General features: G+C 43.6%; 13 protein-coding genes and 1 pseudogene. 4 read left to right on the top strand and 10 right to left on the bottom strand.

From position 1 onward, the window contains the following. Positions 1-7: 7 nt before the first annotated feature. The 6 genes from BLS32_RS17380 to BLS32_RS17355 form a co-directional block, all read right to left on the bottom strand. Positions 8-1,441, bottom strand: a complete 1,434-nt coding sequence (locus BLS32_RS17380) for a TolC family protein (RefSeq protein WP_091399093.1) — start codon at positions 1,439-1,441, stop codon at positions 8-10. Continuing rightward, positions 1,434-4,601, bottom strand: a complete 3,168-nt coding sequence (locus tag BLS32_RS17375) for an efflux RND transporter permease subunit (protein ID WP_091399090.1) — start codon at positions 4,599-4,601, stop codon at positions 1,434-1,436. The genes BLS32_RS17380 and BLS32_RS17375 overlap by 8 nt, the downstream gene beginning before the upstream one ends. Positions 4,602-4,622: 21 nt before the next feature. Further along, the gene (locus tag BLS32_RS17370) at positions 4,623-5,705 is read right to left on the bottom strand and encodes an efflux RND transporter periplasmic adaptor subunit (RefSeq protein ID WP_091399196.1); all 1,083 of its coding nucleotides are present in this window, start codon (positions 5,703-5,705) and stop codon (positions 4,623-4,625) included. A 158-nt stretch (positions 5,706-5,863) separates the two neighbouring features. Beyond that, positions 5,864-6,253, bottom strand: a complete 390-nt coding sequence (locus BLS32_RS17365) for a hypothetical protein (RefSeq protein WP_091399086.1) — start codon at positions 6,251-6,253, stop codon at positions 5,864-5,866. 94 nt (positions 6,254-6,347) lie between these two features. Further along, complete coding sequence (locus BLS32_RS17360) at positions 6,348-6,617, bottom strand: hypothetical protein (RefSeq protein ID WP_091399083.1); 270 nt, start codon at positions 6,615-6,617, stop codon at positions 6,348-6,350. Between the two features lie 129 nt (positions 6,618-6,746). Then, on the bottom strand, positions 6,747-7,166 hold the full coding sequence (locus BLS32_RS17355; protein WP_091399080.1) for an OsmC family protein: 420 nt from the start codon (positions 7,164-7,166) through the stop codon (positions 6,747-6,749). A gap of 130 nt (positions 7,167-7,296) precedes the next feature. Here BLS32_RS17355 and BLS32_RS17350 point away from each other — a divergent pair, with 130 nt between their 5' ends. The 3 genes from BLS32_RS17350 to BLS32_RS17340 all read left to right on the top strand — a co-directional run bounded on the left by BLS32_RS17350 (position 7,297) and on the right by BLS32_RS17340 (position 11,802). Next, positions 7,297-8,265, top strand: a complete 969-nt coding sequence (locus BLS32_RS17350; RefSeq protein WP_091399077.1) for a hydrogen peroxide-inducible genes activator — start codon at positions 7,297-7,299, stop codon at positions 8,263-8,265. Between the two features lie 142 nt (positions 8,266-8,407). Beyond that, entirely contained in the window at positions 8,408-8,890 is a 483-nt protein-coding gene (locus BLS32_RS17345) for a T9SS type A sorting domain-containing protein (protein ID WP_091399074.1), read from the top strand. Further along, positions 8,887-11,802, top strand: coding sequence for a carbohydrate-binding domain-containing protein (locus BLS32_RS17340; protein ID WP_091399071.1), 2,916 nt, complete (start codon positions 8,887-8,889; stop codon positions 11,800-11,802). The genes BLS32_RS17345 and BLS32_RS17340 overlap by 4 nt, the downstream gene beginning before the upstream one ends. Before the next feature lie 194 nt (positions 11,803-11,996). On the opposite strand, the gene BLS32_RS17335 is transcribed toward BLS32_RS17340, so the two are convergent. The 4 genes from BLS32_RS17335 to BLS32_RS17320 all read right to left on the bottom strand — a co-directional run bounded on the left by BLS32_RS17335 (position 11,997) and on the right by BLS32_RS17320 (position 21,846). Further along, on the bottom strand, positions 11,997-12,527 hold the full coding sequence (locus tag BLS32_RS17335; protein ID WP_170227612.1) for a DUF5004 domain-containing protein: 531 nt from the start codon (positions 12,525-12,527) through the stop codon (positions 11,997-11,999). A 168-nt stretch (positions 12,528-12,695) separates the two neighbouring features. Continuing rightward, entirely contained in the window at positions 12,696-13,277 is a 582-nt protein-coding gene (locus BLS32_RS17330; protein ID WP_091399065.1) for a porin family protein, read from the bottom strand. Between the two features lie 182 nt (positions 13,278-13,459). After that, positions 13,460-18,541, bottom strand: a complete 5,082-nt coding sequence (locus tag BLS32_RS17325; RefSeq protein ID WP_091399063.1) for a YDG domain-containing protein — start codon at positions 18,539-18,541, stop codon at positions 13,460-13,462. A gap of 44 nt (positions 18,542-18,585) precedes the next feature. Further along, the gene (locus BLS32_RS17320; protein WP_091399061.1) at positions 18,586-21,846 is read right to left on the bottom strand and encodes a hypothetical protein; all 3,261 of its coding nucleotides are present in this window, start codon (positions 21,844-21,846) and stop codon (positions 18,586-18,588) included. Positions 21,847-22,242: 396 nt separating this feature from the next. On the opposite strand from BLS32_RS17320, the pseudogene BLS32_RS18565 reads away from it, so the two are divergent. Next, positions 22,243-23,762 (top strand): annotated as a pseudogene (locus BLS32_RS18565) (hypothetical protein); the annotation flags it as partial.

Raw genomic sequence — 23,762 nt, 5'->3', positions numbered from 1 at the left:
CGATAGCTTATTTCCAGCCGCCGCCCAAACCTTTGTATACATTGACAACGGCATTGAGCTGTTCTTTTTTGGTGTCGATGAGTTCTAGTTTGGATTCTAAAGCATCGCGCTGCGTCATCAAAACTTCAAAATAATCTACTCTTGCAGATCGGAACAAATCGTTTGAAGCATCGATCGATTTATTCAAAGCGTCTACTTGTTTTGATTTTAAATCGTAGCTTTTTTCGAGGTTGCTGACGTTTGAAAGCTGGTTTGCCACTTCGATATACGCATTTAAAACCACACGCTGGTAATTGTACATCGCCTGAAGCTGTCTTGCGTTTGCATTTTTGAATTCGGCTTTGATCGCATTCCGGTTGACCAATGGTGCCACTAAATCTCCCGCAAGCGAATACAATAATGATTCAGGATTCGTAAACAAATAAGAGGTTTTAAATGCCTGATAACCAACCGCTGCTGAAATCCCTAATGTTGGATAAAACTCGGCACGGGCTACTTTTACATCAAGTTTTGCCGCTGCCAGATCCAGTTCCGCTTGTTTAATATCGGGACGATTTGCCAATAATTGTGACGGAATTCCCGACTGGATCGCTGTTGGAACCAAACTTAAAAACTCACCTTTATCTCTCGGTATTTCCTGTGGATAACGCGCCAGTAAGAAATTGATGCGGTTTTCAGTTTCCTTGATCTGCTGGGCAATGTCAAACTCCAAACTTTGCGATTTGAACACTTCGGCCTGAAATTTCTGCACGGCAAGCTCGGTCGCACGCGCGGCTTCTTTCTGCACTTTTACGATTTCAAGCGCATTTTTCTGCAGGTCGATGTTTTGTTTTACGATCAACATCTGGTTGTCCAAAGCCTGTAATTCATAATACGAATCGGCAACTTCAGCAATCAGGTTTGTTAAAACAAAATTCTTTCCTTCGATGCTTGACAAATATCTGGTCACCGCTGCTTTTTTAGAATTGTGCAGTTTTTTCCAGATGTCGACTTCGTAATTTGCGAAAGCGGCAACCGTGAAATCGGTTAATGGATCCGGAACTTCCTTTCCAGGCATGATTTCAGTTGAAGCATCACCCGCGCCCTGGCTCGTGTATCGGCCGACTTTTTCAACTCCAGCTCCGGCTCTGATGCCTAAAGTCGGAAGCAAATCGGCTTTCCTGACACGAATGTCATTCTTAGCAATTTCAAGTTCCTGTAATGTGATCTGCAATTCCTGATTGTTCTTTAAGGCGGTATCGATCAGGTCGACCAGATTTTTATCTGTGAAGAATTTACGCCACTGCACAGACGCCATATTCGTTGTATCTGAACTCGTATTGTAAGATTCAGGAACGGCGGTATTCGTTGCTGTCGCTGCGATTTGCGGTGTTTTACAGCTTGCGATCGCGAGGCAAACGCCAAGCGGAATTAAGTACCGATTGATTTTGGATTTATACATTGTGATCGATTTCTTCGGTTAATGGATTTTCATTTTCATCAATAACGATGATGTTGCGCTCTGAAATTTTTGCGAATATGTAGTACAATCCCGGAATTACGATGACTCCGAAAAGAGTACCAATCAACATCCCGCCGGCAGCGGCAGAACCAATCGTACGGTTTCCTGTTGCGCCCGGACCTGATGCAAAAACCAGCGGAATCAATCCGGCGATAAACGCAAAAGAAGTCATTAAAATAGGGCGGAACCTCACTGCAGAACCTTCAATTGCGGCTGTCAATACAGAATCCCCGGCGCGATGCCTTTGTACGGCAAACTCCACTATCAGTACGGCATTTTTCCCAAGCAAACCAATCAGCATAACCATCGCCACCTGCGCGTAAATGTTATTTTCAAGTCCGCAGATTTTGAGTAAAAGAAAGGCACCGAAAATTCCCGCTGGAAGTGAAAGGATTACGGCAAACGGAAGCACGAAACTTTCATATTGCGCTGCAAGAATCAGGTAAACGAAGGCAAGACAGATTAGGAAAATGTAGATCGCTTCGTTTCCACGGGCGACTTCATCGGCAGAAATTCCGGCCCAGTCGATTCCGAATCCTCTTGGCAATGTTTTCTTCGCTACTTCGGCAACCGCATCAATCGCAGAACCACTACTGTACCCCGGCGCTGAAGATCCGCTGATCTCAGATGCATTGTACATATTGTGTCGCGTGATTTCGGATAAACCATACACTTTTTCCATTTTCATGAATGCAGAGAACGGCACCATTTCATCACGGTCGTTTTTCACATAAAGATTCAAAATATCCGATGGCAACGCGCGGTATTGCGGCAATGCCTGAACCATTACTTTATATTGGCGGTCGAATTTGATAAAGCTGGTTTCATAATTACTACCTACCAAAGTCGAAAGTGTATTCATCGCATTGTCGATGCTGACACCTTTTTGCTGCGCGATGTCATTGTCAATCTTTAGCATGTATTGCGGGAAACTCGCGCTGTAGAATGTAAATACCGATGCCAGTTCGGGACGCTTGTTGAGCTCTTTTACAAAATTCTTGCTGACCGTTTCCATTTTTTTGTAATCGCCGGAACCAGCTTTGTCAAGCAAACGCAACTCAAATCCGCCCGCAGCACCATAACCAGGAACTGCCGGTGGCTGGAAGAATTCGATCGTCGCGCCTTGGATGTCTTTGGATTTTTCTTCGAGTTCTTTCATAATGTCGCCAACAGAATGTTTGCGGTCTTCCCAGCTTTTTAAGTTGATCAGACAGGTTCCCGAGTTGGCCCCAGTTCCTTCAGTCAAAATTTCATAACCAGCAAGTGACGAAACCGATTTTACACCATCGATTTTTTCAGCGATTTTCTGCAATTTTTGAGCGACCTGATTGGTACGTTCCAATGTAGAACCCGGCGGCGTCTGGATGACGGCATAAAACATTCCCTGATCTTCATTCGGGATAAATCCGGAAGGCAGGCTGCCATTTAAAAGTCCGATTCCGGCACAAAAAACGATCAGCATGATAAAAGTCACTGATCTTTTGTTGACGATTTTACCTAATAATCCCTGATATCTTCCGGAAATTCGGTTGAACCAATTGTTGAATCCGTCGAGCAATTTGTTCATCGGCGTTTGCTTCCGCACTTTTCCGTGGTTGTTTTTAAGCATTATTGCACAAAGGGCAGGCGTAAGTGTTAACGCGATAATTCCCGAAAGCACGATTGCCGTTGCCATGGTGATCGAAAACTGTCTGTAGAAAATTCCGACAGGACCTGACATAAATGCAACCGGAATAAATACTGCGGTCATTACAAAAGTAATCGCGATAATAGCACCGCTGATTTCATGCATCGCTTCCTGTGTGGCCAAAAGCGGGGACAGGTTCTTTTCTTCCATTTTCGCATGGACCGCCTCGACGACAACGATCGCGTTATCGACGACAATTCCAATCGCAAGTACGAGTGCAAATAAGGAAATCAAATTCAGCGTAATTCCGAAAAATGACATCACGGCAAAAGTTCCAACCAGCGACACCGGTACGGCAATGGCTGGAATTAAGGTCGAACGCCAGTCGCCAAGAAATAAGAATACGACAATCCCAACGAGGATAAACGCTTCGACCAAAGTGTGGATTACTTTTTCAATCGATGCATCGAGGAATTTCGAAACATCATAACTGATTTCATAATCAACGCCTTTTGGAAAAGAGGTCGATTTAATTTCGGCAAGTTTCGCTTTTACGTCTTTAATAACCTGGCTGGCATTACTTCCGTAAGATTGTTTGAGTACGATCGCAGCAGATGGGCGTCCATTCAGGTTCGAATAAATATCATAGAATGAGCTTCCGAATTCAATGTCTGCTACATCTTTCAAACGCAGCAATTCGCCGTCCTTACTCGATTTCAGGATAATGTTTTCATAGCCTTCTTTGGTGCTGAAACGTCCCGGATATTTCAATACATATTCAAAAGCCTCGGTGCGTTTTCCCGAACTTTCCCCGGTTTTTCCAGGTGAGGCTTCCAAACTTTGCTCGTCAAGTGCTTTGAGGACTTCATCTGCAGAAATTTTATAAGCGAGCATTCTGTCAGGCTTTAGCCAAACCCGCATCGCATATTCACGGTTTCCGAGAATGTCGGCATCTCCAACGCCATCAACCCTTTTTAATTCTGATAAGATGTTGATATCGGCAAAATTAAACAGGAATTTTTCATCCATTTTTGGGTCTTTGCTGTATAAGTTGATGTACAACAGCATGCTTGATTCTTCACGTGTAATTTTCACGCCTTCCCGAACGACAAGCGGCGGCAGTTTATTAACAACAGAAGCCACACGGTTCTGCACGTTGATCGATGCCTGGTTTGGATCGGTTCCAAGGTTGAAAACCACCTGGATCGATGCTTCACCGTCATTTCCGGCATCTGAAGCCATGTATTTCATTCCGGGTACGCCATTAATCGCACGCTCTAACGGAATAAGTACTGCTTTGGTCATCAGTTCGCCATTTGCACCTGGATATTCTGCAGTAATGTTCACCTTTGGAGGCGAGATCGAAGGAAATTGGGTTACCGGTAATTTCGTCATCGCCAGCGCACCAAGGAACACAATAATCAGCGAGATCACGATAGACAGTACGGGTCTGTGTATGAATTTATTAAACATTTGTTTGTGTTTTAAGGTTCGCTACTCAGCGTTTAATTTCAGTTCGGAAATGGCTTGTTTTGGATTGACTAATTTAAATTTGATCTTATCGTCGTCTTTTACATTCTGTACGCCTTCGAGCAGGATTTTGTCATTGGCTGAAAGGCCGCTTCCGATCACATATAAATCGGGCATTTCGCTGGTGATGGTGATGTTTTTCGAATGCACGACATTGTCATTTCCAACTACAAAAACATAAAATTTGTCCTGGATTTCATAAGTTGCTTTTTGCGGAATGACGAGTGCTTTTTTAAGTGGGACAGTCATTTGCACTTTTCCGGTTTCGCCGTTTTTAAGTAGTTTTTCAGGATTTGGAAATTTGGCGCGGAACGCAATATTTCCGGTTTCGCTGTCGAATTCGCTTTCGATGGTTTCTACATCGCCTTCGTATTTTAAAGGCTGGTTGTTTGCCAATAGCAATCCGACTTTTTTGCTGCCGCGGTCTTTGACATCGGTTTGGTAATTCAGGTATTCCGGTTCGGAAACGTTGAAATACGCAAACATCTGGCTGTTGTCTGAAAGTGTCGTTAACAATTCACCTTCATCAATTAAGCTTCCGAGTTTTTTCGGGATGCGGTCGATGATTCCGTCAAAAGGCGCTTTGATGATCGTAGCGGTTAAGTGGAATTTTGCCATCGACATTTCCGCTTTAGCGCCATCCAATTTTGCTTTTGCCATCGCCAGTTCATTTTTGGAAACAACATTTTTATCGGCCAGTAATTTGGTGTTTTGGAGTTCGATTTCAGCAGCTTTGACTTCAGCGTTGGCTTTGTCAGATTCGGCTTCGTACATTTTCGGTACGATTTTAAAAAGTACCTGTCCGGCTTTCACCGATTGGCCTTCATCGACATAAATATTTTGAAGGAACCCTTTTTCTAGCGCACGAATTTCGATGTTTCGCACCGATTTGATCTGGGAAACATATTCTTTCGTAACCGAAGTATCTATCACGACCGGATTTGTTACCGTGTAGTTTGACGCTTCTTCTTTTACTTCTTGTTTAGATGTGCAGCTTGACAGGCACACCAGGGCGATTAAGCCTGTGGAAATTACAATTCTCTTCATGGTTTTAAATGAAATTGAGCAGTTTTGAATGCTTTGGTTTAGGATGAAAAAAGCAGGAGTTGCCAATGCCAGAATGAATCTGTCAAACGGGAAGAAGTAAGGTATTACAACGCATCCGCCAGGTAAAATTTACCTTTGGCAACTGATGGATTGTGAGATCAAAGGCGTAAAACCCTTTGCGTAATGTAAATTGGGGAATGGGCGCAAAAGCGCGGGGAAATGTTGTAATCCGGGCATTCATAAGAAATTACAAATGAAAGCGAATTTGAAGTATGCCAGAATTGTGGCAGGTTGTATTTTCCGGTCAGGAATTTATTGGCAACATCGTTCTTGAGGTTGTCGGTTAAATGGCTTTCTTCGGTCAGGTCGATATCGGCATCGTCGATTAAAGTAAGACCTGGATCGCTGTCGGAATATTTGGATTGTTTTGATTTTTCAAAATGCTGGGCAGCAGTTACTTTAATCAATTGCTGCGTGTTTGCAACGGCTTGATGACCGCCAGCCAGCAGAAAAGTACATAATGATATAAAGAAAATTAGTGCTCTCATTTGGCACCAAAAATAAAAAAAGAAAGCAAAAATCAAATTAAGATAGGCTTAATTAAGAAAATATTATACGAAAACGTTTTCTTGATTTTGCAGATTAAAATGTGACTTCCTCAAAGCCATTGGTTTGCGAAGAATTAGAAGAATTTCCAGCAGATTCGATAGTTGCATCTATGACCCTGATGTTGTTAAAAGCAAAAGGATCGGGCATTTCCTCGAGTTCTACTTCATTAAAAACGTTGCTTGCTTCCTGATTGCCAACATACCAGCTGGTTTCTACATGCGTTTCATCGATATACCATCTGATGCGCATCCTGATACCACCGCTTTTTAGCATCACATATACGCCTGAAGAGAATTTTTCCATTGGAGTTTAGAAATTCTGAATTGGAGGCGCAAGATACAAGGATATTGGATACAATTTGATCGATTGAAAAAAAAGTTAATAAAAAACTCCGACGTTTAAAGCCGGAGTTTCGCTTGTCATTTTTAAAAATTATGACAATAGTGTTGCTGTCAATGTAATCTCGGCATTTAATAATTTTGAAACCGGACAGATCGCTTTTGCTTTTTGTGCGAGTTCCTGGAACTGTGTATCTTCCAATCCAGGAACAGCTGCTTCAAGATCCAAATGGATGGTTGTGATCGTTCCGTCTTCAAAAGCCAGTTTGGCTTTGGTGTCGAGATTTTCAGGAACAAAACCGGCTTCTGTCAGGATAAAGCTCAACTGCATGGTAAAACAACCCGAATGTGCTGCGGCGATCAGTTCTTCAGGATTCGTTCCAACGCCATCTGCAAATCGTGTTTTGAATGACAATTGTGCGTCGTTCAGGATTTTGCTTTCGGTGTTGATGGTTCCTTTTCCGTCCATTCCTGTACCTTTCCAGTTTGCGCTTGCGTTTCTTGTAAATTTCATGATTTCTATTTTTAAGGATTATTTTTAAGAGTTACAAACCGTTGTTCCGATTTGGTGATACAAATTTAGGACAGTGATTCGTTTAAATCAAATTGATAATTTTGTAGCTTTATAAAATAAATTTATAATCATGACAATTCAGCAGTTAAAATACATAGTCGCACTTGATGAAGAGCGCCATTTTGCGCGTGCCGCCGAAGTGTGCACGGTGACGCAACCAGGATTGACCATCCAACTCAAAAATCTTGAAGAAGAAATTGGGATTAAGATTTTTGACCGCACAAAAGTTCCGCTCAAGCCAACAAAACTCGGCACTGAAATTATCAACCGCGCCAAAAAGATCCTCCGGGAAACCAACGAAATCCGGAATTTTGTTATCAACGAAAAGAACTTGCTTGAAGGCGAATTAAAGATCGGAGTGATCTCGACCTTGTCACCCTATTTGATTCCGCTGTTCATTAAAGCCATGCGCGAAACTGCCCCGAAAGTCAATTTTATCATCAAAGAAGCAAACACCGGCCAATTGATGCAGGAAGTTGAAAACGGCATGCTTGATGTTGCCATTATGGCCACGCCAACGGGCCATCCGCATTTGATCGAACATCCGGTTTTTAAAGAACCGTTTGTCGCTTATCTGAGCCAAAACCATCCGATGGCTGCCGCCGATTTTTACGAAATCCAACCCAAAGACAAACCCGAATTGCTGCTGCTGCACCATGAATACTGCTACAACGCGCAGCTGCTTGATATCTGTAATATTAAAGAACCCGGAAAAATCAAAGAACAGTTTTCGTATGACATCAGTTCGATAGAAACCTTAAAAAACCTGGTGCGTGCCGAATTGGGTTTTGCGATCATTCCGCAGCTTTCGATCATTAATGAAAAGGAATCGCAGCTGTTCAAACCGTTCAAAGACCCGAAACCGGTCAGGGAAATCAGCCTCGTGGTTTCGGACACTTTTTCGAAAAAATTACTTTTAGATAAAATGAATGAGGCGATCTGGAATTGCCTGCCCGAAGCACTTAAAAAAGATTTCAGCTACAAAAAAATCAGATGGAACGATTCGCCTTATTTTATTGATAAAGTGAGTAAATTCTGATTGTTATATTTTACTGAAATCCTTATAATCAAAACATTGGTAACAATTATTTTACATTAACCGACAAAATTTTACCATTTACCTCAATAATTTTTTAACGGCCAAGTTGTGCCTTATCATTGCCTTTTAAAACGAAAATATTATGATGAAAAAACCAACCTTTATCCTGCTGTTGCTGTTGTTCATGACGACTTGCTCCTTTGCGCAAACCGGGGTACAAGTCACGTATTACGATGGCAATGTGCAAAATTTCAGCGTCGCCACGACGGGCAAACTTTACTTTGATTCTGACAATTTGTTTGTAAAAACAGACGATTCGGCTGTTGCGCCAACTACGATTCCGGTAAGCCTGATCCGTAAAATCGCTTTCACAACGACTCTGGGAACGCATACATTTGCTGAAAATGCGAAGAAGCTGATTTTGTATCCAAATCCGGGTGGCGAATATGTGCGCATCAAATCGGAAATTGCTAAAGATCTCGATACTAAAATTTATTCGTTAACCGGACAACTTGTTAAGCAAGGCAATTACCAATCGGAGGAAAATATTGATATTTCGACTTTGTCTCCGGGATTGTATTTTGTCCAGGTCAATGGTTCCACTTTAAAATTCAGTAAAAAATGAGAAAAATATATTTCATAACAATCGTTTCTTTACTGGCCAACATGACTTTCGGACAGCAAAAAATCAGGGTTCACAATTCGGGCAACATCATGTATGCCAAAGAGGTAACTTCAGTAGACAGCATCAAATTAGACCCAACGTATGCGAAGTTCAAACTTTCGGATGCCGTAAGCACTTTGGACTTGCAAAAAACAGTGATCGACAGCCTGACATTTACCTCAAATACGATAAACCTCGATAAGATTTACATTATTTACAACGGTACCGATAATGCAACGATCATCAATCCATACGCAACGCAAGGTGTAACAATCACAGCAAATGCAGGAATTGTCAACGTTGCCGCGACTTCGGGAATTGCAAATCTGGAATACAACATTCTTGGCTCTGCGGCCAATGGAAGCCTGACGATCGCAACAGATGCAGCTGTGAATTTAATCCTCAACAACCTGACTTTGACCAATCCAAACGGTGCGGCATTAACGGTTTCAGGTGGAAAAATCACGAACATTTTACTGTCTGCCGGAACAACCAACACACTTTCAGACGGGACGGCAAGCACGAAAAACGGAACCATTACAACCGATGGCCCGATCGTTATCGGAAACACCGGAACGATCTTGGTCAGCGGAATCAAAAAACACGGAATCAATACGTCTTCAACGATTACGATCCAGGGTGGAACTACGACGGTTTCGTCAGCGGCATCAGACGGATTTCATTCGGAAGGTTATGCGATGAGCGGAGGAACTGCTAACATTACGTCACTCGGCGATGGCATCGATGCCGGTAACGGAGCGATTGCCATCACGGCCGGAACGATAAATGTAACTTCTACAGGATCAGATGTAAAAGCGATCAAAACCGGAACAAATACTTTAAACATTAGTGGCGGAACGATCAATGTAGTCGTTTCAGGCGCACAATCAAAAGGAATTAGTGCCAAAGGAGACATCACTTTCAGTGGCGGAAATATTACAGCAAACATTTCGGGTGCGGCGGTGCTTACTGCGGCTGAAAGCGGCTTCGATCCTTCATATGCCACAGCGATCAAGTCGGATGCTGAAATTATCGTAAACGGAGGAACATTTAACATTGCGCTTACCAACACGGCAAATGGCAGTAAAGGATTTTCATCGGGAACAGGAATCACGATCACCGACGGGAACTTTACACTCAATGCAGCCGGGCCAGGTGCGGTTTATACGAATACTGCCGGAGTTGTAGATAGCTATTCAACTTCTGGATTTACTGCAGATACAGCTGTGACAATTACTGGCGGAACTTTCAACATCACCATTACAGGCTCAGGTGGAAAAGGGCTTTCTGCAGATGGGAATATTGTAATTGGAAGCGCAACAGGCGCACCGTCAATCACGGTTACCAACACCGCAGCACGTTTCCTGGTTTCAGGAACAGAAGGTTCGGCAACAGCCGATTACACTTCGCCAAAAGGCATCAAAGCCGATGGAAATGTGACAATCGCTAATGGAAATTTAATCGTATCGGTAGCAAACCAAAACAGCGCCTGTATCGATTCTGACAGTGCCATATTTGTAACCGGCGGAACGGTTGGCTTAACCGTTGGCGGAAACCAATCTAAAGGAATTATGGCAAAAGGCGACATCAACCTGAATGGCGGAACGGTCAATGTTACTGCGACAGGCGGCGTATTTTTAGAAACTTCAGGTTCAGGTTTTGATCCTGCGTATACAGCAGGGTTTAAATCGGATACGAATGTAAATCTTGCTGGAGCAACTGTAACAGTCTCTGGAAGCGGAGCCGCTTTCAAAGCAATTTCATCTGACGGAAACATCGACATGACTGCCGGAAATGTTACTATTACCAACAACGGAAGCGGAACCACTTACAGAAATGCAACCGGCGTGATGGATTCTTATAGTGCAGCCGCTTTTTCTGCAGATGGAAATATTTCGGTAACTGGCGGCACTTTAACGACGACGACTTCAGGTGCAGGTGGAAAAGGGCTTAAAGCCGACGGCGCAATTGTTATCGGAAGTGCTACAGGAAACCCGACAACAAATATAAAAACGACAGGCGCGCGTTTCCTGGTTTCAGGAACAGATTATGCACATCCAAAAACGGTCGTTGCCGCTGGAGCAGTTACGATCAACAACGGAAACAATACCATAAATTCTACCGATGACGGCGTGCATTCAGACTTGGCTGTAACGGTAAATGGCGGAAATACGATCATCAACGCGATTTCAACAACACAGGGCATGGGCGAGGGCGTAGAAGCACCAACGATTACTTTTGCCGGAGGCGTAACCAATGTTACGGCTTCAAACGACGGAATCAACGCAACTTACGGAACGGTTTCTGGCGGAACAGAATCAAACGACGGAAGCAATTTATTCGTGACCGGAGGAATTTTGATCGTAGCCGGAAGCGATGCGATCGACAGCAACGGAAATATCACGATTTCTGGCGGAACGACAATTGTTTCAGGCCCTACAAACCAGCCTGAAGAAGGCATCGATTTTAACGGAACTTTCCTGATGAATGGCGGAACGCTGATCGCGGCGGGATCCAATTCGAATATGACCAAATCGATGGGAGCGGCTTCTACGCAAACGAGCATGTACATCAAATCGAGCGCGCAGCTTGCGGCTTCATCTATGTTGCATATTGAAAATGCGTCAGGAACAGAAATGGTAACTTTCAAACCGAAAAACGGTGTGTATTATTTTCATTTTTCAAGTCCGAATTTAGCTGCAAGCACCAGCTATAAAATCTATTTTGGCGGAACTTATACTGGCGGGAGTTTTGTAGGCGGATCATCTCCCTGGGGATTGTATACCGGCGGAACGTACGCTTCAACAGGAGGAACATTAAAGTCGACAACAACGACTTCAGCGACAAACAGGGTAAACATGATCACATTCTAACCTAATAATTATTGTGTTTTTAAAAGCCGGTGCATTTTGTACCGGCTTTTTTTGCATCCTAGGGATTTATTTTTTGCCATGAACTGCACGAATTTACACGAATAGATTTGTACAAATTCAAATTACTTCGTTTAAAAACTGTTCCATAAAAAAAGGCAGCCCTGAAGCTGCCTTTAATTTTAAATTCCAAATCTTTATTTTTCAAAAACCAAGACCACAGTACCAATTGAATTGACCAGTACATTGTCGTTATTTACGTTTGGATACTGCGCAAGTAAAGTGGTTTGCGTCAATCTGTTTCCGGTTTTTGACAGGTTTAAGGTGACGTTTTGGTTTGATGCATTCTGATAAGTTGCAGCAAGGTTTACTGTCGACCCTGAAGTTCCTGAAATTTGCCAGGTTCCGGTGAAAGTAGCAGAAGCACAGGTTCCGATTCCGTCAGCAACATTTACGGCACGGTATGCGTATGTAAATGTGTTGTCGGCATTAAAGGTTAGTTTGCTGTCGTTATAGCAATCGGTTTCACTCATCTGGTTTGGATGCGGTGTGCCGTCCCTGTTGATGTCGGTGTCATTTGGTGTCCTGAACTCTACAAGGTTGTAAGCACCTGCAATTCCGTTGCTGGTATCAACAGGAGTGGTGTTGCTGTCATCGTCATTGTTACACGACGTGAACAATAGCCCGCCGATGGCAAGCATTCCGAATAAAAATTTCATCTTTTTCATAGTGGTAGTGTTTAAGTTTAATCTTACAAACATAAGAATGAATGCCTATTTGGTCATTATATCAATTTTGCTAATCATTATATGATTTCAGATACGACCGGGGCTAAACAAAAAAAACAACCTTCAGGATGATCCAGAAGATTGCTTTTTATAAATTGTAAATGACGCTTACATTTTTACGTCGCTTTCTACTTTATCTTTGGTTTTTTTGCCCGGAAGGTAAATCTGGAAACCATACGATAAATTCAGGTTGTTTTGATATGGCTCGCTGCCCAATCCGACAAGTCCGTTGTATTTCAGTAACAATTCCAGCCCGATATTCGGTGTAATGAAATAAGCAAATCCGGGTCCAACGCTCAGGTTTAATCCGTTTGTATTGTCTGCGCCGCTTACATTGACACCGCCAAGACCAACAGTTGCTTCTCCAAAAAACCTTCCGTGTTTAAGCACTTCCACGGCTTTTCCCAAATAATAACGCCCCAATGCGCCCACGCCGTAATTCGTTGTCGTGCTGCTGTGTTCTGCAGTTTCAATCCCGAAATTGACATAACCACCAACGGCCATGTTGTCCTGGATGAACCATGCGACCTTTGGGGAAATGTCGGCACTAAAAATTGCCGGGTCGTTAAGCCCCAGATTGATGTTGGCTAAATTTCCACCCACCATAATATTTCCTTCCTGAATTTGTGCATTTGCACTCAATCCGAATGCTGATAAAGCCATTACGGCCAATAAGTTGATTTTTTTCATTTTGCAGTTTTTAGATTTTATTTGAGTCCGTTGTTACGGTAAAGCAAAGATGGCAACTTTAAAACCGTCCGTTTTTACAGGATGTCCGGTTAATGTTGTAGTATTTTACAATTAAAATCTTTTGTAAAACAAAAAGGACAGGTAAAAATACCTGCCCTTTAAGCACTGTCAAAAAAAATATATTAGCGTTTGATCACACGGATCGTTTTCACTTGTTCGCCCTGGGTGACAATCATGTTGTAAACACCTGACGGATAATTGTTTCCAAGCTGCTGTTTTTCAAGCTCAGGCACTTCTAATGATTTGGATTCCATGAGTTTGCCCAGCATGTCGTAAACCCTGATTTGTATCAGTTCTTGCGAAGCAGTGGTTAATTTCAGATTGAAATCGGATGCAAAAGGATTTGGGGCAACTGCAGCACCAAATGAAACATTCCCAATTGATTCAATTTCATCCATCAAACCTTTAGCTGCAATTCCGCCAGGAGCAAATACCGAACAGGCATCGCTAAACACCGACCAGTTTCCATTTGTAAAAGTAGCGACGCGAACAGAATATCTTCCTCCAGGCAGGTAACCCGGAATCATGCTGAAATTAAAGTAATTCATATTCCGGTCAATTGTTGTCGACCCGCCTTGCTGCGTTTCTATGACCAGGAATCGGTATTGGGCAGCGCCGCTCGCACTCAGTGCAGTGATATTATCGGTAACCGATGTTGCCGTATATCCGCATTTGGTCATCGGAACCAATGGGGAAGAGATTTCACAGGCTGATCCGAATCCGGAATAAGCCCCGGTAGTTTTCACTGACACTTCTATCGTATAAGTCGCATTGTAATTGTATTGTGCCAACATTGGCAGACTAAACCAATGCAAAGGCCTGTCGATGGTTTGTACCAATCCTGTTCCGCCCGGAGTGATATCGGTAATGCGGAAACGGTAACCTGTAACCCTGGCAAGGCTCGTTGTTGAGATCAAGGTCGTAATCGCCGGAATCCTGATGCCGCATTGCGATGGTGAAACTGCGGTCGCGCCGCCTTCTTCAAGTACGGCCGGAGAAGAAACCAGGCAGGAATCACCATAGTAGCCCAAGTAAACGCCATTTCTCTGAAGCTGGATTTCAACGGTGTACGTTGTTGCATAATCAAACGACGGCAGCATCGTAAGGCTAAAATTTGGAACCGTTCTGTCGATAACCTGAACATTGGATCCATTGGTTACCCTGATTTTATATCCGGTAATCTGGTTGCTCTGTACTAATGTGATGATGCCGATCAGCGATCCGATAGAAGGCAAAGTGGCCCCGCAGAAATTGTTCAGCAATTTGGTTTTGATCTGGAAACCTTCATCAAGTTGGCCGTCGCAATTGTTGTCAACGCCATCATACGGAATTTCAGGTTGCCCTGGATTGATTGCCGCTACAGCATCGTTACAATCGGTATTGTCCAAAACATATCCGGATTGGATGCATCCAAAATAAGAAACATCCGGATTTCCATAACCGTCATGATCGGCATCGGCATAATACGTGGCCGGTACGCTTACGGTAATGATCGCTGATCCCGAATTGCCGGTACCAACAAGCGAATTGGCATCGGTAACCGATACGATAGCATAGTTTGTAGTAACTGTCGGAGCTACTGAAATCGCATTGCCGCTGTTGTAATTGTTCACCGTGAATTCAGACGTGCCATCCGAATAAACGACTTTAAATGGAGCTGTTCCACCGCTAATTGCCACATTTAAATTGGCCGAAGCGCCTGAACAAACCGTTGCTGTACCTGATAAAACCGAAGCTGTTGGTGCTGTAGCCAATGTAAACGCTGTGGTGTTGAAAGTCTGCGTTCCTGCTGAAGAACCTGATGTCCAATTGGCAGGATTGTTTACCAATGCTTTGTAACCATCCAAAGACACCTGATTTGATCTCGAACCGTTGTATTGCGCGCGTGATGCCGAATTTGCAATAGCAATATTTCCATTGGAAACATTCAGTTGTGAAGGAAGATAAGAGTTGTTTGATGTAGCTGTTCCGGTCGTTAACCAGGTTGTATTGCTGCCCGAACCTTGCAGTGAAATACCATATAAAAGCGTTCCGTTAAAGGTTGTAGTAGTTGTATTCGCAGTAAAATCAGGATTAGTTCCCGAAGTTGCCGGACCTTGATACGCAAAAATCGTATCTCCGCCTGCGGCTAAGCCGTTTAGATTCCCTGAAACGATGGTTCCATAATTAACGGAAGGCGCATCGGTGAATAGAATTACCGTTCCGGCCGGAATTACACCTCCGTTATTTCTCCACAATACAAAGTTTTCTCCACCTCTGGCATTGTTCGCTTCATTTGCAGACACAGATCCATGAAAACCATTGTCTGTAAATTTGATTATCGTTCCCGGATTTAACGGAACCCAGCTTACGAAAGCAAAACTGTCCGGTGTATTGACCTGCATCCCGATGATCGTTAAATCGCCGACAGCCAAAATCGATGGTCCGGTTAAAATATCGGCGGTCAATCCTTGTGGTTGCGGGTTGATGGTATAATTAACTCCATCCGTTCCACCTAATGTAGCAGTAGAAGTAACGCCAATGTTTGTTCCAACAGCTGATGTAGCAAAAGTTCCGGTTCCAACCAAAGTCACGACGTCTGGAGAAATGACGCCCGAAAGCGTTCCGGTTATCGTTGCAGTTGCATTTCCGTCAAAAGTCTTATCGTTTGCAAGGGCATTGTTGATGGTTACATTTGCAGCAGTGATGTTGGCAGTAATGCCTGTTGGCTGTGTTACGGAATAATTCGAAGCAGAAGTTCCGGTTAATGTATAACCGCTGACAATAATCGGTTTGGCTGTACCCACATTTTTGTTGTTGAAAACCGCAGTTGCAGTGCCTGAAAGCGCCACATCGTCTCCATCAATCACATTTTGAAGCACCGGATTTCCATTTAAAACTGCAGCAGTGTTTCTATTGTAGACTTTATTTTCCGCTGTTAATCCGGTCACGGTAAGTGCAGCGCGTGTAATGTCCGCGTTAAGCGAAGTGGGCTGTGTCAATACGTAGTTTGAAGCGGTGTCTCCTGATAATTCTAACGAAGAAATTACTGGAATGTTGGTTCCGGCATCGGCTGAAGTAAAAGCTACCATTCCGGTAAAAGTAACATCTTCATTTTGTACAATTCCGTTTAATATACCGCCGTCGTTTGTTGCGACAGTTGTTTTGTCGTAGACTTTATCCAACACAGTCAATCCGCTGATCGTTAGCGTTTTTACGGTAATAGAAGCAGTCAATCCTGTTGGTTGCACTATTGAATAATTGGCTGCAGCCGATCCGCCAAGCGTAATGACAGCGGTAACATTGATGTTTTGTGCTACCGCAGTTGCAGCAAAATTTCCTGTTCCAATAAAAGTTACATCATCTGAATTTACGATTCCCGACAAAGTTCCGGTAACTGTAGCATTGTTGGTTCCGTCATATATTTTATTGGTTGCAGCGGCGTTTGCCAATGTCAATTCTTTTGGTGTAATGGTCAATGTCTGGGTAACCGGATTGGCAACATCATAAGTTCCGTTTCCGGGTTGCGTTGCAGTAATTGTAACGGTTCCGGTCTTGTTAGTCGTGATCGTATTTCCCGAAACTGAAGCAATTGTCGCATCTGAACTTTCATAAACCACCGCCAAACCTGAAGTGGCTGTAGCCGATAAATTAAAATTAGCAGTTCCATAAATCAAATTATTCAAATTGTCGAAAGTAATGGTTTGCGGAATCAAAGCATCTGCAGTAATATTGGCTCTCAAGCCCGTTGGCTGCTGCAATGTATAATTTGAAATATCGCCTGTAATGGTACTTGTAGACGTTACAGGAACATTCAATCCAACAGCTGGCGAATCAAACAATCCGCTTCCAACAAATGTAACTTCATCAGGCGAAATAACACCTTCTAAAGTACCGGTAATGATAGCATTGGCATTTCCATCAAAAATTTTATTCAATGCCCTTGCATCAGAAACAGTCAATGCTTTTGGCGTAATGTCAGCGGTAAATCCGGTTAACGCCGGAAGCTTATAATTATTAACAGCTGCGCCAACTAAAGAGGCGTCAACGGTAACCGGAATTCCCGGGCTTGCGAACGGAAAATCAAAACCTGCCGTTACCGATAAAGCAACATCATCAGGTGAAATGACTCCGGTTAAAGTACCTGAAAACGTAGCATCTGTATTCCCATCAAAAACTTTATTTAATATCGCAGCGCCTGGAATGGTCAAAGGTTTTGGCGTAATGTCTGCTGATAAATTTGTTGGTTGCGTCAACGCATAATTGGCTGCTTTTGCACCTGCCAAAGTCAGCGCAGGCGTAACACCGATATTTAAGCCCGCATTAAGGCTTGCAAATGTTCCGCCGCCGGAAACGGTTACGGCATCGCTGTTTATAATTCCTGAAATTGTTCCGGGAGTAATTGTAGCAGTAGTCGTTCTATTGTAGATTTTATCAACCGCTGCTGCATTTGGCAACGTTGCTGCTTTTTTATTGACCGTAAGTGCGCGAACGACATTCGGAGCCGCGCTGTATGAGGCGTTTCCTGCCTGTGAAGCCGTAATATTCGTGCTTCCGGCACCAACAATCGTAACTGTCGTCCCTGAAACTGTCGCTACAGCAGTATTCGAACTTATAAAACTGACTGTTAAATTAGATGAAGCTGTTGCTGATAAGGCAAACGTTCCATCACCGTAGGTTTTTGCTGTCGGCCCTGCGAAAGTAATCGTTTGTGCAGTTGTTGTTGGTGCTGCTGTTCCGCTGATCGCGATGTTATCAACACCGGCACCTTTGGCACCAGATGCACCTTTGGTTTCAATTTTTATAAAGCATTGTGTTCCTGTGTAAGAACTAAGGTCGAATGCAGTTTGCGCAGTTAATGTAGTATTTGTGGGCGTACGGGTTCCAAGAACGGCATAACTTGATCCGTTATTTACTGAAATAGAAACGGTAATGGTCGCTTGTGCGGTCGTCGGGCCGCCATACATCCTTGCCTGAAAAGTAAGCGATTCTCCTGTAAAATTGTCGAGGTTCATCACTGGTGAAGTCACCGATGCATTGGCAACGCCCATGATCAGGTAATCGTTGCTACTGGCTGATCCCTGTGTGCAATTTGCTTGCGTCCAGCCTGTAAAACCGGTGTTTCCGGTGTGCGTAGGCACGACCTGCGCCCAGGAAGTTCCGGCTAATAAAAGCAGAAAGAGTTGTAATGCCCTAACGTACTTTTTTGGTAAAAGTGTTTTCATTGGTAATAATTTAATGGTTGTTTATTTATTGAATTTTTTAATATTTAATTGATGATTTTATGGATCGATGCCTGTCCGTTTTTCAGCACTACTTTGACAATCATCACAGCTGTCGCATTTCCGGTATTGATGCTGATTTCTTTCGTATGCAAAGCAGTTTCTGTACGGATCAGCCTTCCTGAAATGTCGAAAATGAAGATTTCCGAAAGATCTTCAAAATCCGAATGAATCATGACTTCCGAGTTTTTTCGATACACAACGACCTGGTTGTCAGAATTCAATGGATTATTTGTACCGAGTTGCGCATCCGTAAAGCGAAGTACAAATCGCGCGTCAAAAGCGCCTGCAACTGTTGTAAAAATATAATCGCCCTGTTTCAGGTTGTGGATCGAATGCAGCAATAGGTCTTCGAGAAAAACATCCTGATTTCCAAACAATCCGTCATAGTCAACGAGACCAATTTCAAAACTTCCGGCTGCCGAAGCAGCAAAGCCTAGCGGCAAAACATCCGAATCGTGAAAAGGCAAGGCACGTCCTTGTATCGACAGCTTCATATCATTGGCAACCGAATAAAAATCATAGCCGTTTCCTGACGGAATGTTCTCTCCGTCAAAACCGCGGTCGATCCCATTTGTCGCATTCTGGATGTAACCCACCAATGTTTCTTTATATACGCCAGTTGCATTTTTAAGCGCCAACCAAAGCCTGTTTTTTTCAATTCCATTACCAGCATTTTTAAAGAACTGGTTGTTGGATGCGCTGCGCATGCTGTTTTTGAAAGTTGCCGTTCCATTGGCCAATCCGTTGATCATAAAAGATTGTCCGGCTGCAATGAATCCATTCGGGCGGTTGGTGTTTGGCCCGGCAGCCGGAGCTGTTCCTGTACCTCCGGTGTAATTGTACGACGCATAATCGCTGGTGTTGTAAGCCTGGTAAGAGATTCCGGTGTTGTGTGTCCAAAAATAAATCGTGCTTCCGGTTCCTAAAGCGGCTGCATTTTCGGGAGCCGACATAAACGCATCGGCACTGATCGCACTTGGATATGGATTTCCCAAAAGGTTGAAGTTTTTTGCAACATTGGTTACGCCAACCGGAACTGTATAATTTCCGTTGTTCGGTATACCGATAAATTTTCCTTCAAAAACCTGTGGGGTCGAATTGTAAGCTGCCGGTGCACGCATGATGTAGCCTTTTCCAACTTCCATCGGAGTAATTCCTGGAGCGGTAACTGCATTCCAGCTGTAGGTTGACGTATTCCACCAGAAGTATTTGTCGAAGCGCGTATCGGGTGAAAAAGTTGCCAGTATCTGAAAATTAACCGGTGACGACCAATACGTGAAATCAAAGCCCACCATCGGCATCGCATTCCTTTTGTAGGTAATATTTCCTGAATTTGCAGCATCGTTGATTTGTATCAGGCTCGAATTGTTTTCAAAAACCAATGATCCGCCATTCACTTTTAAGGCATTCTGAACCGTTAAAGTATGATTGGAATTGATCACGATATTTCCAGAATTCACTACAACCGCGCAAGCCTGAAGATCGCCGGTCGAATTGTAATCTGATGCAAATACCACCGTCGTTGCGCTGTCCGGAAGTCCGTTGTCCCAGCTTCCGTTCCAGGTTGTCGTTTTGATCTTGATTTCAATCGGAGCTGTCGGCACTGCCGGACATGATCCGTTAGAAACCAATGCCCTGATGTAAGTCGTCTGCAACAAATTCCCAACGGCTGAACCTTGTAAAATAACATTGGTCACGGCGATATCCTGTACGCCTGACGTAAAAGCAGCATCTACCGCCATCTGCCATTTTACAACGCTTCTGCTGTTTCCTGATAATGTCAGATCATTCGGGCTTGTTCCAGCGCAAATCGTCTGGTTTTGGCTAACCGTACCAGAAATTGCCTGAGCTTCAACAGTAAATATTCCGGTTGTGGCCGTACTTTTTATAGTACCGCAGCTGTTGGTTACGGTAACATAATAATAAGTCGTTCCCAATGCTGTCGCCAATGGTGTAAAGCTGGCCGTTCGCGAACCGTTTGCAAGATGTGGTGCGGTAATTAAAGCGGTTCCGCCTGTCGTAGATGCAGTTGCATTGCTGTACCATTGGTATGTAATTGTTCCCGATCCTGTTGCAGCAACGGTAATTGGATTAAAGCTTCCACCGAGACAGGTGGTTTGCGTTGCTGTTGAAGGTTGTGTATTTATCGCAACGGGTGTATTTCTGGTAAACGTGTAGGTTGCGCTCGTTTTGCTACAATTATTTGAATTGGTATAAGAATAGGTATAAGTTGTGCTCGGTCCTGAATACGGATTCGGGATGCTGTATGTTCCTCCTGCTGGAGTTCCTGATGTAAATGTATATTCACCAACTGCACAGGTTACGATGTTTGCCGCTGCAACTACAGGAAGCGGGTTTACCGTAATAGTGGCCGATCCGCTGTTAGGTACGCTTACAGTACCATTTGCATCGGTAACCGATACGACAGTGTAATTTGTTGTTGCTAATGGCGTAACCGATATTGGCGTTCCGCTGACATAATTGTTGATCGTGGTTTGGGCAGATCCATCTGAATAAATTAATTTATACGGACTTGCGCCTCCGGTAATCGCTACATTGATGTTTGCAGAATCTCCGATGCATATTGGAGCCGTTCCGTTTATCTGCGTTGTAATAACTGCAGCGGGAACAACGGTTCCGTCAATTTTTAAACAGTTGGTTCCGCCGGTGATGTAATAATTTCCGGTCGTTCCGTTCGGGCTTAGCCTGAATTTAACTGCTGTTCCGGCAGGAATGTTTTGCAAAGCGGCAATTCCGGTTAGTGCAGTGCTGTTTGGCGTTCCTGTTGTTCCGGTGGTTGAACTTGTCGACCAATCGGCAATCTTAATGTAAGCGCCGCCGTTTAAAGAATACCATACCGAACAACCTGTAGGCCCGCTATTGGATCTTCTTGTTGCAGATGAAATGGTGCTCAGGTTGATTTTATAACCCGTTGTGGCCTGGAAAGTAAAATAGAAACTGTTTGCATCGCTGGGTGTTGTTCCCCAACCTTCCTGGCCGCCCCAGCATAAATTTGCAGGAGTTACACTGGTATCTGTCCCGATGTTTGTGCCACGTATGAGTCCGGTAGTTGTCAGGCGAACATTGAGCGTTGAAGGCGTCCACGGACTTGGGCCGTAAGTTCCGGCAGGAACCGTCGAAGCATCCCAGCCGATGATTTGTGCCGAAGCACCAAACGCAGTGAGAAAAAATACCGTGAAAAGAAAAAAGTAATGAAAAGAAGGGTAGGGTAATCTTGTTTTCATAGCCTTAATTTTTAGATGCGAATGGGTTGTCATAAAAACTGCAGTGATATGGAAATATTGGCTTAAAAACCTTTTTAAGGGCAAGGTCGTTAATGTTTAAGTAAAGCATTTTATTCATTGTAAAGGGTTGATTTTCAACAAAAATAGAGCAGTAGTCTTTTAACTGTCTGTACTTATAATTAAGGAATCATTAACGAATTATGAAGTGGTAGTTGGTCGAATTTGTATGCTTTTCGTCGATGAAAATTGTGTGTTTTTTCCGACTTTACAATTGCTTAATTTTAGCTTAACAACTTGGTGTTTTAATCATAATTTACTCCTAACATTTTGATAATTTGATTGTGGATCGGGATTGATTTCAGACTTCTATCTTTCGCCGTTTTTAAAATCGGAACAATGAAAATCAAAAATACCTCTTTACCTTTCTTTATTTTTTTACTTCTAGTTTTGCTGAACCCCAAAGAAATATCGGCGCAGTGCTTCCAGATCGAAAGCATTCTTGTTGATGCGTGCAGTTCGCAGGAAGGACTGAATGAAATGGTGCGGTTCAAGGTTGGAGCAACAGCTATCAATACAAGCAATATGTCGGTTTCCTGGCCAAATAATCCGTGGCAGGGACTTGTGAGAAATAGTGTCACGGCAACTAAAACCGCAACATTGAACGCAGATATTCTTGATGCCGGTGGCTGTGGCCAATTGATCGAACCCACAAACGGCTTGCTTCCGGCAAATGCCAACGTCATATTGGTAACCAGTTTCAATCTCGATACGGATATGAATTCTTTTGGCGCACTCACAAATGACACCTATATTATATACCAAAACAATCCGACGACAGCCTCTGGACATTTTGCGAATTCAGGGTCCGGTTTGCGTACGCTTACGATTTCATTTGGTTCGTGTTCGGATTCCGTCACTTACAATCGCGCTTTATTGGTAGATACGAATGGCGCTACTGTAGCTGCGGATGGTGCAATCGTATTGTTTACCGAATCAGGAACAGCCAGCTACATCAACAACGGATGTTCTGCGCCTGTACCGCCATTTACAGTCGATGCAGGTCCAGCCACAATAAATGCCTGCTCAGGAACAACAATTGTTTTGGCGGGAAGTGTGCAAGGGCAGTTAACCATTCGATGGACAGCTGCTTCGGGGATTTTTTCAACCCCGGAAAATTTGGCAACTAATTATACGATAAGCCCATCTGCAACAGGTATTGTAGTTTTGACATTAACAGCTGTGAACAGTTGCGGTTTGGAAATTACGGATACTATTAATATCAACATTACGACAGGCAGCACGCCGAATTTTACCACACCAATTTCCATTTGCACCGGATCAACAGTGCCGGTTTTAAATACGATTTCACCGAATGGCATTTCAGGAACCTGGACGCCTGCAATTGTCAGTAATACTGCAAGCGGCGATTATCGATTTGTTCCAAATGCCGGGCAATGTGCTTCGGATTTTGTGTTGCATGTAAATGTAGGCAACAGCATTGTACCGAATTTTACCACACCGATTTCCATTTGTACCGGAGCAACTCCGCCGGTTTTAAACACAACGTCACCGAATGGCATTTCAGGAACCTGGACACCAGCGGCAATCAATAATACTGCAAGTGGCGATTATCGTTTTGTTCCGAATGCCGGGCAATGTGCTTCGGATTTTGTACTGCATGTGAATGTCGGCAACAGCATTGCACCGAATTTCACCACGCCGATTTCCATTTGTACCGGATCAACAGTGCCGGTTTTAAATATGATTTCACCGAATGGGATTTCAGGAACCTGGACACCAGCGGCAATCAATAATACTGGAAGTGGCGATTATCGGTTTGTTCCGAATGCCGGGCAATGCGCTTCGGATTTTGTACTGCATGTAAATGTCGGCAACAGCATTGCACCGAATTTTAC

Source organism: Flavobacterium noncentrifugens (genome assembly GCF_900100375.1).
Classification (GTDB): domain Bacteria; phylum Bacteroidota; class Bacteroidia; order Flavobacteriales; family Flavobacteriaceae; genus Flavobacterium; species Flavobacterium noncentrifugens.
This window is presented reverse-complemented; position numbering and strand designations above follow the sequence as displayed.

What these genes read in the sequence shown, in the direction of transcription:
- BLS32_RS17380 (WP_091399093.1), bottom strand. Translation starts at nt 1,441, where the DNA reads ATGTATAAATCCAAAATCAATCGGTACTTAATTCCGCTTGGCGTTTGC.
- BLS32_RS17375 (WP_091399090.1), bottom strand. Translation starts at nt 4,601, where the DNA reads ATGTTTAATAAATTCATACACAGACCCGTACTGTCTATCGTGATCTCG.
- BLS32_RS17370 (WP_091399196.1), bottom strand. Translation starts at nt 5,705, where the DNA reads ATGAAGAGAATTGTAATTTCCACAGGCTTAATCGCCCTGGTGTGCCTG.
- BLS32_RS17365 (WP_091399086.1), bottom strand. Translation starts at nt 6,253, where the DNA reads ATGAGAGCACTAATTTTCTTTATATCATTATGTACTTTTCTGCTGGCT.
- BLS32_RS17360 (WP_091399083.1), bottom strand. Translation starts at nt 6,617, where the DNA reads ATGGAAAAATTCTCTTCAGGCGTATATGTGATGCTAAAAAGCGGTGGT.
- BLS32_RS17355 (WP_091399080.1), bottom strand. Translation starts at nt 7,166, where the DNA reads ATGAAATTTACAAGAAACGCAAGCGCAAACTGGAAAGGTACAGGAATG.
- BLS32_RS17350 (WP_091399077.1), top strand. Translation starts at nt 7,297, where the DNA reads ATGACAATTCAGCAGTTAAAATACATAGTCGCACTTGATGAAGAGCGC.
- BLS32_RS17345 (WP_091399074.1), top strand. Translation starts at nt 8,408, where the DNA reads ATGATGAAAAAACCAACCTTTATCCTGCTGTTGCTGTTGTTCATGACG.
- BLS32_RS17340 (WP_091399071.1), top strand. Translation starts at nt 8,887, where the DNA reads ATGAGAAAAATATATTTCATAACAATCGTTTCTTTACTGGCCAACATG.
- BLS32_RS17335 (WP_170227612.1), bottom strand. Translation starts at nt 12,527, where the DNA reads ATGAAAAAGATGAAATTTTTATTCGGAATGCTTGCCATCGGCGGGCTA.
- BLS32_RS17330 (WP_091399065.1), bottom strand. Translation starts at nt 13,277, where the DNA reads ATGAAAAAAATCAACTTATTGGCCGTAATGGCTTTATCAGCATTCGGA.
- BLS32_RS17325 (WP_091399063.1), bottom strand. Translation starts at nt 18,541, where the DNA reads ATGAAAACACTTTTACCAAAAAAGTACGTTAGGGCATTACAACTCTTT.
- BLS32_RS17320 (WP_091399061.1), bottom strand. Translation starts at nt 21,846, where the DNA reads ATGAAAACAAGATTACCCTACCCTTCTTTTCATTACTTTTTTCTTTTC.